This window comes from Shewanella sp. YLB-07, assembly GCF_009377275.1.
This window is the reverse complement of sequence record NZ_VOQB01000001.1, coordinates 306,353-321,797: the sequence shown is the minus strand read 5'-3', so window position 1 is coordinate 321,797 and position 15,445 is coordinate 306,353. Positions and strand designations below refer to the sequence as shown.

The following is a 15,445-nucleotide window of genomic DNA, read 5'->3' as shown; positions in this document are numbered from 1 at the left end:
AGTCCCTGACACTCAGGCACTCAAGTTGTCTTATTTTTAGATTTATCCCTGTAGTAGATAAATTTCGGCTTTTTCGATGCGTCTTGGCTTACCCAGAATAATCAGGATATCGCCGGAGTGTATGCTCCAATCGAGTGCCGGGCTTTCGACTTCAGCCCCACTGCGCCTCACCGCCCTTAGCTCGACTCTAAGTTTCTCCCAGGGGATATCGGCTAAAGTCATGCCAACTGCGCTGGCGCCTTTAGGTAGAGCCACGGCGTGAAGATGCTCTAGGGTAAAATCAGTCTCGGCGCCGGAGAAGAAGCCATGAAGATACTTGTAATGGTTACGACGCTCATACTCTAACCTCTTTAATATACGCGTAAGCGGGACTCCGCACTGATACAAGACTTGGGAGACCAACATTAAGCTGCCTTCTAAGGTTTCAGGGATCACCTGACTCGCCCCGGCTTTTTCGAGCTCTTCCATGCCAGTGTCGTCTCGGGTACGCACTAAAATTTTAGCCTCGGGTGCCAGTTGACGACAAAGAGGTAATACTTCTTCCAAAATACGACTGCTACTGAAGGTCAATACGATTAACTTAGCCTCCCTGATCTTGGCCTGTTTGAGTATGCTCCTTTTACACACATCGCCAAAATACACAGGTTCACCAGCCTTTCGTGCTTCAGATACTCGGGTAGGATCTAAGTCGAGCACTAAGAAGGGCACAGCCTCTGTCTTCATAAAGCGGGCGATAGTCTGACCAACCCGGCCATAACCTAATATCAACACCAGATCATTTTGATGTTCGATTTGGGGTTCTATTGTTAAGGTTTTCTCTCCCTTAGACTTCACCCCTTGCAGCCTGCGAGCGATATCCGGACTATGCCGCACCAGCCAGGGAGCAATGGCCATGGATAATACCGCCACCATCACCAGCTTAGTACTGAGCTCGATATCGAGCAGTTCATAATTCACCGCCAGTGCCAGCACCACAAAACTAAATTCACCCACCTGAGCCAGGCTCAAAGCCGTTGATACCGAGATCCTAAAGGACTCTTTAGCCAGTCTGAGTAAAGCAAATACCACTAAGGCTTTACCTACTATCACGGCGATCAGGATGATTAAAATCTGCCACCAGAACTGTAATACTAAGGAGAAATCTATCAACATGCCGATAGAGATGAAAAACAACCCCATCAAGAGGTCTCTGAAGGGTCTAATATCCGCCTCTAACTGCCGCTTATATTGGCTTTCTCCTAACAACATACCCGCCATAAAGGCGCCTAACGCCATCGATAAGCCTAGCCATTGGGTTAATGCACCTGTCAACAAGGCCACAACCAGCGTCGATAGCATAAACAGCTCATTGGAGCGTGAACGAGCCACCTCATCGAATAATCTGGGTAAACCCCACTTACCGAACGCCATCAGGGCGATAAAGGCTAATACCCCTTCCGCCAGAGCATAGCCTATACCCTGTATCGATAGGGTCTCACCACCAGAGGCAAGTAGAGGCAACAAGATGAGCAGAGGGACAACCGCGAGATCTTGAAATAACAGCACGCTGACTGAGAGCTCGCCATGGCGGCGTCTGAGCCAACCTTGCTCGTTGAGCAGCTTAAGCACTATGGCCGTCGACGAGAGCGCAATTGCAGAGCCCACGACCAGTGACTCCACTAGGCTCAGGGAACTGAGTAGTGAGATACAGGTCGCCAACAAGGTCGTCACCACAACTTGAGCACTACCGAGTCCAAATACCGTACGTCTCATGGCCCAGAGTCTTGGCAGAGAAAACTCTAAGCCAAGGCTAAACATCAATAAGACAACGCCCAGCTCCGCCACCGACTGCATCTGATGCTGACTGAACCAATTGAAACCTGAAGGACCACTTATCACCCCAGTGACCAGATATGCCAGGATAGCAGGTAAGCCAGCCCGCCTGAGCAAGGCTATTGAGATGATTGCGATGACAAGCATCGACAGAACCTGGATAAGAAAACTATGTTCCATTCTAAATTCGAACTCCGAGTCAAAAAACTGGCATGGGTTTTATATCACTACCACTGAAAGATTAACTGAATGACAAATAAAGACAAATTTAATTAACATTATTTTAGGCACACTTTTTGCTAGTAATCTTATATGAGCGAGGAGAATTAACCTCAGCAATACAGCCATTGATGGAGCAATCATGATGGACTTAGGACTAGCGACAGATTTTTATTCTGATGAACCGAGATATCAACCTGAATTACTTGGCTCCCAGAGTCGGGATCCTGATCTCGTACAGATCATTCAGCAGCTACATGAAAGTTTAGATCCCAGGACAGTTTTTGCCTGCTTCGGCAAAGTAATGGGTCAAAACTTGCCTATCCTTGGTATAAAACTGAGATACAACAAACACCAGTTTACTTGGGGCACACACCAAGGGCTATCCATACAGCAGCAACTAGTGCACCAAGGTAAAACGGCGCGCCTCGAATACAGCTTAGCCGCTCCTTTGCTGCCTTCACAAGCAAAACAATTACAGTTGCTGCAAACCTTAGTAATTTTACCCTTATTTAATGCCACTCAATTTCAAGAGATGTCACAACAAGCCATGTATGACTCACTCACTAGGCTGGGCAATCGTCATTACTATATCGAGAGTCTTAAGAAGGCCATTGCAACATCGACTCGACACGATAATGCATTGTCGATTGTGATCTTAGATCTCGATAACTTTAAAATGCTAAATGATGTACATGGACATCAATTTGGTGACACTGTGCTTTCAGAGTTTGGTCACTTGCTCACTAAAGCCATCAGAAATACAGATCAGGCATTTCGTGTCGGTGGTGATGAATTTATTGTGGTGGTCCGCGGAGACCTGGCTGCTGCCGAAGTTTTATGTAGGCGTGTATTGCATGATATGTCTGGATTGCCACTGTTCGAAAAACATCAAGTGCAAACCAGCTTAGGCATCTCGCAATGGAAGAGCGATGAAACTGCCTGTTCATTGTATGAGAGAGCCGATAAAGCACTATATCGTGCAAAAGCAGCGGGCCGTAGATGTTATAGAGCCGACTTGAGTTAATCCAATACGGATACTAATACCGAATACTTGAGCCGATAATGAAGTTAGACTTAGCTAATGCCGTTGGTACTGGATGTGTTAAACCTGATGTGAATTGAACACTAACCCGCGTTCCTCCTGTTCACACAAGAATCCGGTTTCTATCCAATAACCCACGGCGCACACCAGTTGCTCACCGTAGAAAATACAGGGCACTCTTTCTCTCTCCCATGGCGGAATACCGTACTCCTGCCATAATTTTTTCAGCTCTCTGGCTTTATCTCTATTAACAGGATGACATCGGGTACTTCCCTTCACCGAAAAACGAATGCTAACAAGCTGCGATCTATCGGGTAATCGTACTCTATCTGAGAGGCTAACTTTAATTATCGAGAGCCTGTTACGCTTGGATAGGGAGAGACTAACCTCTGCATCCTTATCCAATAAACTGCTGGAGTCGACCTCGATACACGTCTGGATTGGTGACTCATTTTTTTCATCGATTAGCGACGAAAGAAAAGCAAGCCCTTGGTAACGTCTAATCAACAAGTCTCCCAATCTAAGCTCGACCTTAGCATCACGCCTTGCCGTCAGTAATTGTGACAATGCTTGAACTAATTGAATCTGAGATAGTGGCGCAAAACCTAATTTTTCGATGAAGCCTCTGAAGAGCAATGATTGCCAGTGGACACTCTGCGCCGCGAGAAGCCCTAAGTCGAGAGGACCCCCTTCTTTTCTGGATGAGATAAAAGCCGGTAAGCGTTCACTCACCTCATCATCGATAACCGCTTGTTGCTGGGCACATAAAAATGCGCTACGACTCGCAGTCGTCGCTATGGCCCCCCAGCGGGCTTTGAGCCTGGGGATGATCTCTAAGCGTAAAAAGTTTCGGTCATACTGAGCATCACTATTACTCTCATCGGTAATGTGAATCAGACCAAGAGCACTGGCTTTCGCCTCAATTAATTCACGGCTGATAGATAAAAGAGGTCGAATTAATTGCTTATTGCCGTCGAAAACTTGCGTGCTTCCCATCGCCGATAGCCCCTTGGGACCTAAGCCTCGCTTTAATGCCAGCAGCACAGTTTCGAGCTGGTCATCCAGGTGATGTCCTGTCAACAATACATCGCCGGGCTCCATTTGAGATTGAATCGCATCATAGCGTACGTTTCTCGCCTCGGCCTCTATGCTCTTACGCGGACCGGTATCCACTACGACCCGTTTGATACTAATGGGTAATCCATAAACGTTAGCCCTGGACTCACAATGTCTGACCCAAACATCGGCATTATCACTCAAACCATGGTGAACGTGAACCAACAGATATCGGTACTCACAGTGCTCACGGGCAAACTCAGACAAACCTAGCGCTAACAGTTCGGAATCAACGCCGCCACTGTAAGCGAGGACTAACTTAGCCCCATCTTTAACTCCTGTTTGGTCGACAAGCTCACCAATCAAACCGCTTGGATTAAATCCACTGACTGCAGAGTCTTTTATGGGAGACATATTAAAACAAGATCCTCACCTTACCCGCTCCGGTTAAGGTTTCCAGCGCCAGCATGAGTTCGTCTGTCGGGTTCACCCTCCAGTTATCCCCCAACTTAAACTGGGCCTTAGCCTGTGGTTGAGCATAATTGACTATGATAGGTACTGCGCCCTTTTTCCATGGTTCCACCACTTGTTTAAAGCTATCTAGCCAAGTTTCATCGACCGAATCACTGGTGATATCCACCTCTAAAGCACTGGCAAAATGATTACGCGCCTCCCCCATATCTATGATGTTTCTGGCTGTCATACGGTTGCCACCGGAGAAGTCATCGAAACTCACCTCACCTTCGATGATCAAGATGCGATCTTTCTCCAGCAGGTGGTTAAACTTCTCGAACGCCTCGGTGAATAGCATCACCTCCAAACGGGCACTCTTATCATCCAGAGTCACAAGCCCCATCTTAGAACCTCGCTTGGTCATCATCACCCGCGTCGCAATCACAAGACCCGCGGCTTTCATGGTCTTGCCGCGCTCGGTAGGATGCACATCTTTGAGTCGGCCTGATGTATAGTGTTTCAGTTCTTTGAGGTACTGATTGATAGGGTGACCAGTGAGATAAAGACCTAAGGTTTCACGCTCACCTTCAAGCCAGACCTTATCCGGCCAAGGGGTGCACTGCACAAATTGCTGCTTAATATCTTCGGCGTCATTATTGAGTAAACCAAACATATCATGCTGGCCAATCGCTTCGGCCTTGGCATTTTGATCCGCGGCGCGAACAGCCTCGGGTAAGGTTGCCATCATGGCGGCGCGATGAGGCCCTAAGCTATCCAAGGCTCCGGCGCAGATGAGTTTTTCCATGATGCGCTTGTTTAACTTTTTAAGATCTACCCGGGCACAGAAATCGAATAGATCTTTGAACGGACCATCCTTACGCGCTGCCAGTATCGACTCCACAGGTCCATCACCGACCCCTTTGATGGCGCCGATACCATAAACGATGTTGCCTTCATCATCGACATTGAATTTAAGCAAACCCTTATTAACATCTGGTGGTAGCAGAGGCTGGCCCATGCGTTCACACTCATCCACCAGGATGACTATTTTGTCCGTGTTATCCATATCGGCAGACATTACCGCTGCCATAAACTCGGCCGGATAATGGGTCTTTAGCCAGAGTGTCTGATAGGAGACCAGCGCATAGGCGGCCGAGTGAGACTTGTTAAATCCGTAACCGGCAAATTTCTCCACCAGATCGAAAATTTTCATCGACAGTTCGCCGTCGATACCGTTATTGATGGCGCCCTCTTCGAAGGTACCACGCTGCTTGGCCATCTCTTCGGGTTTCTTCTTACCCATGGCTCGACGCAGCATATCCGCGCCACCAAGTGAATAACCCGCGAGCACCTGAGCGATCTGCATCACCTGCTCTTGATACAAAATAATGCCATAGGTGGGTTCGAGTACCCACTTAAGAGACTCATGTTGATACTCGGCATCGGGGAAAGAGACTTCCTCTCGACCGTGCTTACGTTCGATAAAGTTATCTACCATGCCGGACTGAAGTGGACCGGGACGGAACAGGGCCACCAGAGCGATCATATCTTCGAAGCTGTCTGGCTGAAGACGCTTGATCAAGTCTTTCATACCACGGGATTCCAGCTGGAATACCGCCGTAGTCTCATAACGCTGCAACAGTTTGAAACTCTTATGATCATCCAGGGGGATCGACTCGATACGCACAGGATCTTTACCCAATTTTTTCCGTTTGGGATTGATCATCTGCAGTGCCCAGTCGATGATGGTTAAGGTTCTCAGCCCCAGGAAGTCAAACTTGACCAGGCCCGCGGTCTCGACATCATTCTTATCGAACTGGGTAACCGGGTTTTTCCCTTCCGAGTCACAGTAGATGGGGGCGAAATCGGTAATTGTGGTCGGCGATATCACCACGCCGCCCGCATGCTTACCCGCGTTACGCGTCACACCTTCTAATATTCGGCACATGTCGATGAGATCTTTGACCTCCTCATCGCCATCGTAAGACTCCTGCAGCGCAGGTTCGACCTCGAAGGCTTTAGCCAGGGTCATACCAGGTTCGGCAGGCACCATCTTAGAGATACGGTCGACGAAGCCATAGGGATGCCCTAATACCCGACCCACATCTCGAATAACGGCCTTGGCAGCCATGGTACCGAAGGTGATGATCTGCGATACCGCATCACGGCCATAAAGTTCGGCCACGTGATCGATCACTTCATCTCGTCTGTCCATACAGAAATCGATATCGAAATCCGGCATGGAAACACGTTCTGGGTTAAGGAAACGCTCGAACAGGAGTTCATATTCCAGCGGGTCGAGATCGGTGATCTTGAGGGCATAAGCCACTAAGGACCCCGCTCCGGATCCACGACCCGGACCGATTGGAATATTTTGATCTTTTCCCCACTGAATAAATTCCATCACGATAAGAAAGTAGCCAGGGAAACCCATCTGGTTAATCACCTTAAGCTCGATATCCAGACGTTCATCGTATGCAGGACGCTTCTGTGCCCTAACCTCAGGATCGGGAAATAGAAATTCTAAGCGATCCTCCAAGCCATCTTCTGACACTTTTACCAGGAAGTCTTCGATGCTAAGTTCACCCGTAGGGAAGTTCGGCAGAAAATACTCACCTAGGCGCACGGTGACATTACAGCGCTTGGCAATCTCCACCGTATTGGCTATGGCTTCGGGAATATCTTCGAACAGCGCACACATTTCTTCGCTGCTCTTAAAATACTGTTGATCACTGTATTTTTTCGGACGACGAGGATCGCCTAAGGTAAAACCGTCGGAGATAGCGACACGGATCTCATGGGCGTCGAAGAAGTCAGGACTATTAAACACCACCTGATTAGTGGCCACCACAGGCAAGCCTTTCTCTTCTGCCAGCGCCACAGCCAGATGAAGATAGGTCTCTTCGTCTGGACGTCCAGTACGTAGCAGCTCCAGATAATATCGGTCGGGAAAATGAGTCTGATAAAACTCAACCAGTGAATCCACTTGAACCTGGTTGTCCTTTATCAGCGCCCTGCCAATATCTCCATGACGTCCACCCGAGAGCAGTAATAGTCCCTTACTGTATTTAACCAACCAATCTTGGTCGATAACGGCCCTATCGTTTATATGGCCTCTCAGGTAAGCATCACTGATTAATAAGGTTAAATTCAGATATCCGTCATTATCCATGGCTAACACAGTGACCGAACACAGCTCTTTGTCGAAACCAGGGACTCTAACCCAAAAATCTGCACCTATGATGGGCTTGATACCCGCACCATGACAGGCACCATAAAATTTAACTAAACCACATAAGTTAGTCTGATCGGTTAACGCCACAGCTGGCATGCCTAGCTCCGACACCTTAGCTAAGATAGGTTTCACTTTGGCCAGGCCATCAGACATGGAAAAGTCGCTGTGGACGCGCAGATGCACAAAACTAGGATCAGACATATTTTTGAGTACTTAAATTAGTAAAACAAATTAGTAAAAAAGGGACGATGGAAGCCTGAGAAAGATTAACAGAGTCAGACAAACCAAGCCAGAATGGTAAGTAAAAGGAACAAAATGTGTACCTAGCTTCTGGCTTCCAGATCCTTTGTTAATCTATCTCTTACCGGGCGGAAGCTCTTCCTATGTTCAGCTAGCACACCATGTTGCTCTAAGGCTTGAAAATGAGCCTTGGTTGGATAGCCTTTATGTTTAGCGAAACCATATTGAGGATGCTCCATATCGAGCAGTTCCATCTCTCTGTCACGGATAACCTTGGCGACAATTGAAGCAGCGCTGATGCCTGCAATCAAACCATCACCTTTCACTATGGCATGAGCCTCTAAGACGAGCTCTGTGTTGTCGCCATGATGAAAAGTGGGGGTCCGGTTGCCATCGACTAACACTTTCACGGGTTTAATCTCTAACCCAGCAACGGCCCTCTGCATGGCTAACATGGTGGCATGTAAAATATTGAGTTCATCTATCTCTTCTGGCGTCGCATGACCAACACTAATGGAAAGCGCTTTTTCATGGATCTCGGTGAACAGAGACTCACGTTTCTTCTCGGTCAGCTTCTTAGAGTCATTGAGCCCTAAGATAGGATTCTTAGGATCCAAAATCACCGCTGCGGTGACCACATTACCAACCAGTGGCCCACGACCGACTTCGTCAACGCCTGCGTATAACCCCAAACTCAAGATGTCTATCTGCTGGGGAGTAATACCTTTAAATACTGCCATGCCTAATACCTGCTAACTGAGCGCTAAAACTGAAAATGTATAGCTAGTGGGAGATGAGCTTAACCACGGCCTCTGCGGCGCGAGCACTCGCGTTGCATCTCAACTGACTATGGAGTTCAAGAAACTTCTTCTCGAGTTTGCTAAAATCACCGTCGAGCTGCATAGAGACTGCCGATGCAATTTTCTCTGGAGTACAGTTTTCCTGAATGAGTTCGGTCACCAAATCCTCTCCAGCGAGCAGGTTCGGTAGAGAATACTTGTCAATCAGCATCAATGATTTTGCTATGCGATAAGTGATCGGGCTAACACGATAGGCAACGACCATGGGCCGTTTAACTAGCATGGCTTCCAGAGTCGCGGTCCCTGAAGCCAACAAGATGCAGTCACTTGCGGCCATCACCTCTCTCGAGTGGCCTTCTATGATATGGATTTCAAGATCCGGGGCATATGTTTTCAGTGCCGCTTCAAACTGAGCACGACGCTTAGCATTCACAACTGGAGTCACGAAACGAATATCGGGGTATTTCTGCTTGATTATCTTAGCCGCGCGAACGAAAGGCTCGGCTAACAGCTTAAGTTCACCACCACGAGAACCGGGTAAAACCGCGAGATATTCCGCTTGAAGCGCTAACCCCAGCGCGGTGCGCGCCTCAATTTTATCACTGATAAGCGGAATATCATCCGCCAAGGTATGGCCCACAAATGTACATGGTACTCGATGTTCATCGTAAAACGCTTTTTCAAAAGGCAGCAATGACAATACCATATCTGTCGCCTTGGCTATTTTGAAAATGCGTTTCGGTCGCCAAGCCCACACCGAAGGACTGACATAATGCACCGTCTTGAGCCCCCGATTTTTTAGCTTGAGCTCGAGGCCAATATTAAAGTCTGGGGCATCGATACCGATGAAACAATCGGGCTTAATAGCACAAATTTCATCGATCAAGGTTTTACGAACTTTCAATAATCGAGGAAGACGAGACAAGACTTCAACTATGCCCATCACGGCAAGCTCTTCATAAGAAAACAGAGATTCAAAACCTAGGGCTTCCATACGAGGTCCGCCAATACCAATAAATCGAGCATTGGGGTAGCATTCTTGCAGCGCCTCGATTAAACCGGCGCCTAAAATATCACCGGAGATCTCTCCGGCAACCATAGCAAATATCATCTGTCTGTTTTCACTCATAGGATACGAGTCTTAAAATAGTAACGAATGGAGAATAGAGAGCCCTTAGTATAGGGCTCTTTAAAGAGAGGCCTAGCGGATGATGCCACGATTGGAATTAGAGACAAAATCAATCATAAACTTAACTTGCTCATCATCTGACTCTTCCGATAATGCAGCGATAGCCTCATCGATTGTCAAACCTTTACGATAGAGTGTCTTATAGGCCCTTCTAACCGCTATCTGACTCTCTTTCGAGAAGCCACGGCGTTTCATGCCTTCACTGTTCAATCCACGAGGAATACCAGGTTGACCCGATGCCATCACGAAAGGTGGCACGTCTTGCAAGATCAATGAATAACCGGCTGTAAACGCATGGGCGCCGATATGAACAAACTGATGCACACCTGTGAGTCCACCTAATATAGCCCAATCTCCGACATGGACATGACCGGCAATAGAAGCATTGTTCGACATGATCACATTATCACCCACCACACAATCATGGGCGATATGTACATAAGCCATAAATAAGTTGTTTGACCCTATACGAGTCTCACCCTTATCTTGAGTGGTCCCCCTATGAATGGTCACAGATTCACGCACGATATTATTATCGCCCATGATGAGTCGCGTTGCTTCACCCGAATATTTCTTGTCTTGGCAATCTTCACCTACAGAGGCGAATTGAAAGATTTTATTGCCTTTGCCGATAACCGTTGGGCCTTTGACAACGACATGAGAGCTTAGCCAACAATCGTCGCCAATCTCCACATCGGCACCAATATAGGTCCAAGGACCTATGGTCACATTGTTACCAATTTTGGCATCGGGATGAATATACGCTAATTTATCTATCACTTTTTAATCTCTCTGCGAGCACACATGATTTGTGCCGAGCATACTAGCTCACCATCAACTCGGACTTCACCAGCGAACACCCCAATCCCACGGCGCTCTTTAATCAAGTTAACAACAAAGTGTAGTTGATCACCAGGCTCAACCACACGCTTAAAACGCGCCTTATCTATGCCGGCGAAGTAGTAGAGAGACTCCTCTGCCGCAGCTTCCATAGATTTATAAGCCAACAGACCCGTTGCTTGGGCCATGGCTTCTAGAATTAATACACCTGGCATCACAGGTTGAACCGGGAAGTGTCCCTGAAAGAAAGGTTCATTGATTGTGACGTTCTTTATCGCGTGCAGAGACTCCCCCGGAGTATAATCCAAAACCCGATCGATCAATAAGAAAGGATATCTATGGGGCAGAGAATTCATTATCTCTTTGATATCCATGGTATTTAATTCATTTGACACACATTTTCCTTAGGCTGCCGCTCGGCAGTTAATTTTCTGTTTGATTCGATTTCTCAAGCTTTTTAACTCGTTGAAAAAGTTCATCTAACTGTCTAAATCTTACGGTATTCCTACGCCATAACTTATTTTCCATGGCGACAGTTGTAGATGTATACACCCCAGGCTTGCGAATAATACTGGTGACATTAGTGCCACCTGAGATATGAGTACCATCGGCGATGCTTAAATGACCGGCAACGGCACTATTTCCACCTATGATGCAGAACTTACCAATCTGCGTGCTACCCGCAATTGTCGAGTTACCGGCAATTGCAGTGTTTTCACCGATTATATCGTTATGGGCTATCTGTACCTGATTATCCAGTATCACACCATCATGTATTTGGGTATGTTCGATAGCACCGCGATCCACCGTAGTGCTGGCACCTATCTCGACTCGATTGCCGATACGAACGCCGCCCGTTTGGGGGATCTTAATCCATAGACCACGTTCATTGGCGTAACCGAAGCCATCGGAGCCAATAACGGCAGCCGAATGTATGATGCAGTCTTGCCCCAGATGTACATCATGATACAGAGTAACATTCGCCCACAGACGAGTACCTGAACCTAAGATGCAGTCTTGGCCAATAACACAACCTGGGCCTACTTGAACGTTTTCAGAAAGGATAACGTTTTCACCGATCACCGCATTAGCGCCTATTGCAACACCTTCGGCTAACTTAACCGAAGGGTGAATCACCGCAGAGTCATGTATTCCAATAGCGGCTTTGGGTGTAGTGTCCAAGAGCTGAGAAACTCGAGCGAAGCCGACATAGGGATCGTTTAATACCAGAGCATTACCGGTAAAACCTTCGACCTCTTGGGCTGAAATGAGCACTACGCTCGCCTGAGTATTCTCCAGCTGAGCGCGATATTTAGCATTAGCTAAAAAAGAGAGCTGACCTTGAGTCGCATTCTCCAGAGTCGCGACACTGGATATCTCCAATGCCTCATCACCTCGAATCTCTGCGCCTAATATACTAGCTAGCTCTTTTAGGGTATAGCTTTTCATTTATGATTAGCCTTTACCATTAACCTTTACTGAGTGCTTCGACAACTTTACTGCTGATATCTGATGTTGGTTTAACATAGATCACCGCACCGCGCTGAAGCACCATATCAATGCTCTCTTTCTCTGCGATAGCATTGATTGCCTGCTGAACTTTAACCAGTAGCTTATTCTGCTCTTCACCTTGACGACGACGCATATCTTCGTCCAGCGCCTTGCCCTTAAGCTGCAACTCAGATTTCATCGACTCCATCTTACGTACCATGTCAGTCTTCTGAGACTCGCTCATTAATGCGCCATCACGTTGCTGCTTCTCAAGCATGCCACGCAGCTCTTCCTGCATTTTCTGTACGCCAGCAACCCGATCACCAAATTCAGCCTTCAATGTCTTACTCACCTGCTCACGCTGAGGTAACTGCTCGAAAACAGCCTGCATATCTACCACTGCAATCTTCTCTGCCTGCGCCGCAATTGGTGCACTAAGAAGAACCAATACCATCATCGCGCGATTAAACATCTTTTTCACAATAAACTCCTTTTTCAGCAAAACTTGCCGATTATTCTGTATGTAAACTATTTCATTTTTGAAAATGTTAGTTTAGAAAGTTTTACCAATGTTAAACGAGAAGATTTCAGTTTCATCATCCTCGTATTCCTTAACAGGCCACGCCAAGCTGAATACCATAGGTCCCATAGGAGATAACCACTGAACACTCATGCCCGCAGAAGCTCGAATTCTGCTGGGATCAGAATAATCTGCAAGTTTATCAAATTCATGAGCCGGAAGGTATCTATATGAATCATAATCAAACTCGGTATCCCACACGTTACCCGCATCGAAGAAGAAACTGGTACGCACCGAGTTTGAATAAGCCTCATCCAAGAAAGGTGTAGGCACAATCACTTCAAAACTGGCAGTTGCAATCGCATTACCACCGATAGAGCGACCATCACTCACCTGGATCTTGTTTGGATCCCCCGGCAGATAACATCCATCTCCTGAAGCATCAGGAGAGCAAGGCTCTAAGCCACGGCTCAAATAGAATGAACGAGGCCCAACCGAATTAGACTTGAAACCACGCAGTGAACTGCTACCGCCTGAATAGTAGTTCTCCCAGAAAGGTAGGATTTGGTCGTTATCGTTAAATTGTCCATAACCATTACCATAGCCAAAACGTGCTTTCGCTAAGACTACCCAGTTGTGACTGCGAGTGAGTGGGAAATAGAAACTAGTATCAAAATCTGCCTTAAAATACTGCAGATCTGAGCCTGGAATCGTCACCTTAGTACTTAAACGCTGAGATGAACCGTCCGACGGGAAGGTGCCTCGGTTCAATGTACTGCGATACCAACCTAAATTAGCCTCGAAGTTATTGAAAGCCAGATCGGCATTAGGATCATCCGAATCCCGGTAGATGTTATAAAACCTAAGTGCCTGCTCATAGGCCGAAATTTCCGAGATGGTGTTATGACGGTAACCTATACCACCGTTGATACGGTTATATTCGTTGATCGGGAATCCCGAGTTAAGTGCAACACCATAGGAGCTGTTCTTGTATCGCTCAAGGTTAGCTTCGTGGGCGTCGAACTCGTTCCAGTAGATGCTGCCGCCTAAGCTGACCCCATCTTTGGTAAAGTAGGGGTCGGTAAAGGACAAGTTCACATTCTTAGAGTACTTGTTGGTATTGAGGTTAATACCCGCCTGGTTACCCGTGCCTAAGAAGTTGCTCTGTTGCACACCAAACTGCAGACTCATGCCAGACTCGGTACCATAACCCACACCGGCATTGAATGAACCCGAAGGTTGCTCCTTCACGTTGAACGCTATGTCTACCAGATCGTCGGTGCCGGGAACCTGTACCGTTTCGGTATCGACAGTTTCAAAGTAACCCAGACGATTCAGACGCGCCTTCGACTGTTCGACTTGAGCCGAGTTAAGCCAGGCACCTTCCATCTGACGCAGCTCACGGCGCAAGACTTCATCTTTAGTCACTTGGTTACCGGAAAAATTAATGCTCCGCACGTAGACGCGTTTACCCGGATTAATATTGACATTGAGGCTCACCTCTTTTGTCTCATCATTAATTTCAGGGTAAGTCTGAACTTCTGGGTATGCGTAACCGAAACGACCTAGATACTTACCGTACATCTCTTCGGCAAATGTCACGTCGGCACCATTATAAGTGTCACCAACCTTGATAGGCAGAATGGCCTTCATCACCTTCTCGCGCCCCATCAGGTCGCCGGTCAGGTTAACTTCAGTCACAGTGTACTGTTCACCCTCATCGACATTGATGGTGATATACAAGCCTTTGCGATCTGGGGTCATAGCGACCTGAGTCGAAGTCACGTCGAAGCGAATATAGCCGCGGTTATGATAGAAGCTCTTTACAGTCTCGAGATCCGCTTGAAGTTTCTGCTTCTGATAACGACGCTCACCAAACAGATCCCACCAAGCGACATAATCTTTAAGTTCCAGCATGCCAATCAACTCGGCATCGGTGAAAACTTCGTTACCCACTACGTTGATCTGCTTGATTTCGGCGGCTAAACCTTCGGTGAAGTTAAATTGTAATTCGACTCGATTACGAGGCAAATTAACCACTTCTGCTTCCACTTTAGCGCCATATTTGCCAACACCATAATAGAAATCTTGTAGGCTCTTTTCGATACCGGCGAGCATGGTTCTGTCTAATGACTCACCCACCTTGACGCCAGAGCCATCTAGGCTCTCTTGAAGCTGTTCATCCTTAATGTCCTTGTTACCTTCGAAGGTAACCGAACTGATGGTCGGACGTTCTTTGACTGTAACAATCAGAACACCGCCATCTCGACTGACTTCGATATGTTCGAAGTTTGTCGAGGCATATAAGCTTTTAATCGCTTGTTGAAGTTTAAGTTCATCGACAGTATCACCTACCTTGACTGGAATGGTCAGTAAGGCAGCACCTAGAGCTACGCGTTGTAGTCCTTGGACCTGAATATCTGTGACTTCAAATGGCTGGAATGTTTCTGCCCAACCGTTCCCTGATAAAGACGCACCGACTAATACCATCGAGGCAAAAAGTTTATTAAATCTCATAGAGCACTTCTAATTATGTGTGTGTCCT

Annotated in this window: 11 protein-coding genes; 1 reads left to right on the top strand and 10 read right to left on the bottom strand. The window is 47.2% G+C overall.

What is annotated here, in order from left to right:
* Window positions 1-42: 42 nt before the first annotated feature.
* On the bottom strand, window positions 43-1,992 hold the full coding sequence (locus FS373_RS01275) for a monovalent cation:proton antiporter family protein (protein ID WP_144047461.1): 1,950 nt from the start codon (window positions 1,990-1,992) through the stop codon (window positions 43-45).
* A gap of 184 nt (window positions 1,993-2,176) precedes the next feature.
* On the opposite strand from FS373_RS01275, the gene FS373_RS01270 reads away from it, so the two are divergent.
* On the top strand, window positions 2,177-3,058 hold the full coding sequence (locus tag FS373_RS01270) for a GGDEF domain-containing protein (RefSeq protein ID WP_185977086.1): 882 nt from the start codon (window positions 2,177-2,179) through the stop codon (window positions 3,056-3,058).
* A gap of 78 nt (window positions 3,059-3,136) precedes the next feature.
* Here FS373_RS01270 and tilS read toward each other — a convergent pair whose 3' ends face one another.
* The 9 genes from tilS to bamA form a co-directional block, all read right to left on the bottom strand.
* Window positions 3,137-4,546 (bottom strand): tRNA lysidine(34) synthetase TilS, encoded by a 1,410-nt coding sequence (gene tilS / locus FS373_RS01265; RefSeq protein WP_152828883.1) that lies wholly within the window; start codon window positions 4,544-4,546, stop codon window positions 3,137-3,139.
* Between the two features lies 1 nt (window position 4,547).
* Window positions 4,548-8,021, bottom strand: coding sequence for a DNA polymerase III subunit alpha (gene dnaE / locus FS373_RS01260; RefSeq protein WP_144047463.1), 3,474 nt, complete (start codon window positions 8,019-8,021; stop codon window positions 4,548-4,550).
* Window positions 8,022-8,143: 122 nt separating this feature from the next.
* On the bottom strand, window positions 8,144-8,800 hold the full coding sequence (rnhB, locus tag FS373_RS01255) for a ribonuclease HII (RefSeq protein WP_144047464.1): 657 nt from the start codon (window positions 8,798-8,800) through the stop codon (window positions 8,144-8,146).
* A gap of 43 nt (window positions 8,801-8,843) precedes the next feature.
* Window positions 8,844-9,989: a lipid-A-disaccharide synthase gene (lpxB, locus tag FS373_RS01250; RefSeq protein ID WP_144047465.1), complete on the bottom strand. Its 1,146-nt coding sequence runs from the start codon at window positions 9,987-9,989 to the stop codon at window positions 8,844-8,846.
* Between the two features lie 72 nt (window positions 9,990-10,061).
* Window positions 10,062-10,829: an acyl-ACP--UDP-N-acetylglucosamine O-acyltransferase gene (gene lpxA, locus FS373_RS01245; RefSeq protein WP_144047466.1), complete on the bottom strand. Its 768-nt coding sequence runs from the start codon at window positions 10,827-10,829 to the stop codon at window positions 10,062-10,064.
* A complete protein-coding gene (gene fabZ / locus FS373_RS01240) occupies window positions 10,826-11,284 on the bottom strand; it encodes a 3-hydroxyacyl-ACP dehydratase FabZ (protein WP_144047467.1) in 459 nt (152 codons plus the stop codon). Before fabZ ends, lpxA begins: the two co-directional genes overlap by 4 nt.
* A 28-nt stretch (window positions 11,285-11,312) precedes the next feature.
* On the bottom strand, window positions 11,313-12,338 hold the full coding sequence (gene lpxD, locus FS373_RS01235) for a UDP-3-O-(3-hydroxymyristoyl)glucosamine N-acyltransferase (RefSeq protein ID WP_152828882.1): 1,026 nt from the start codon (window positions 12,336-12,338) through the stop codon (window positions 11,313-11,315).
* 19 nt (window positions 12,339-12,357) lie between these two features.
* Window positions 12,358-12,852, bottom strand: coding sequence for an OmpH family outer membrane protein (locus FS373_RS01230; RefSeq protein WP_144049059.1), 495 nt, complete (start codon window positions 12,850-12,852; stop codon window positions 12,358-12,360).
* 81 nt (window positions 12,853-12,933) lie between these two features.
* Window positions 12,934-15,417 carry an outer membrane protein assembly factor BamA gene (gene bamA, locus FS373_RS01225; RefSeq protein WP_144047468.1) on the bottom strand — a complete coding sequence of 828 codons (2,484 nt, stop codon included), beginning with the start codon at window positions 15,415-15,417 and terminating at the stop codon, window positions 12,934-12,936.
* Window positions 15,418-15,445 lie beyond the last annotated feature (28 nt).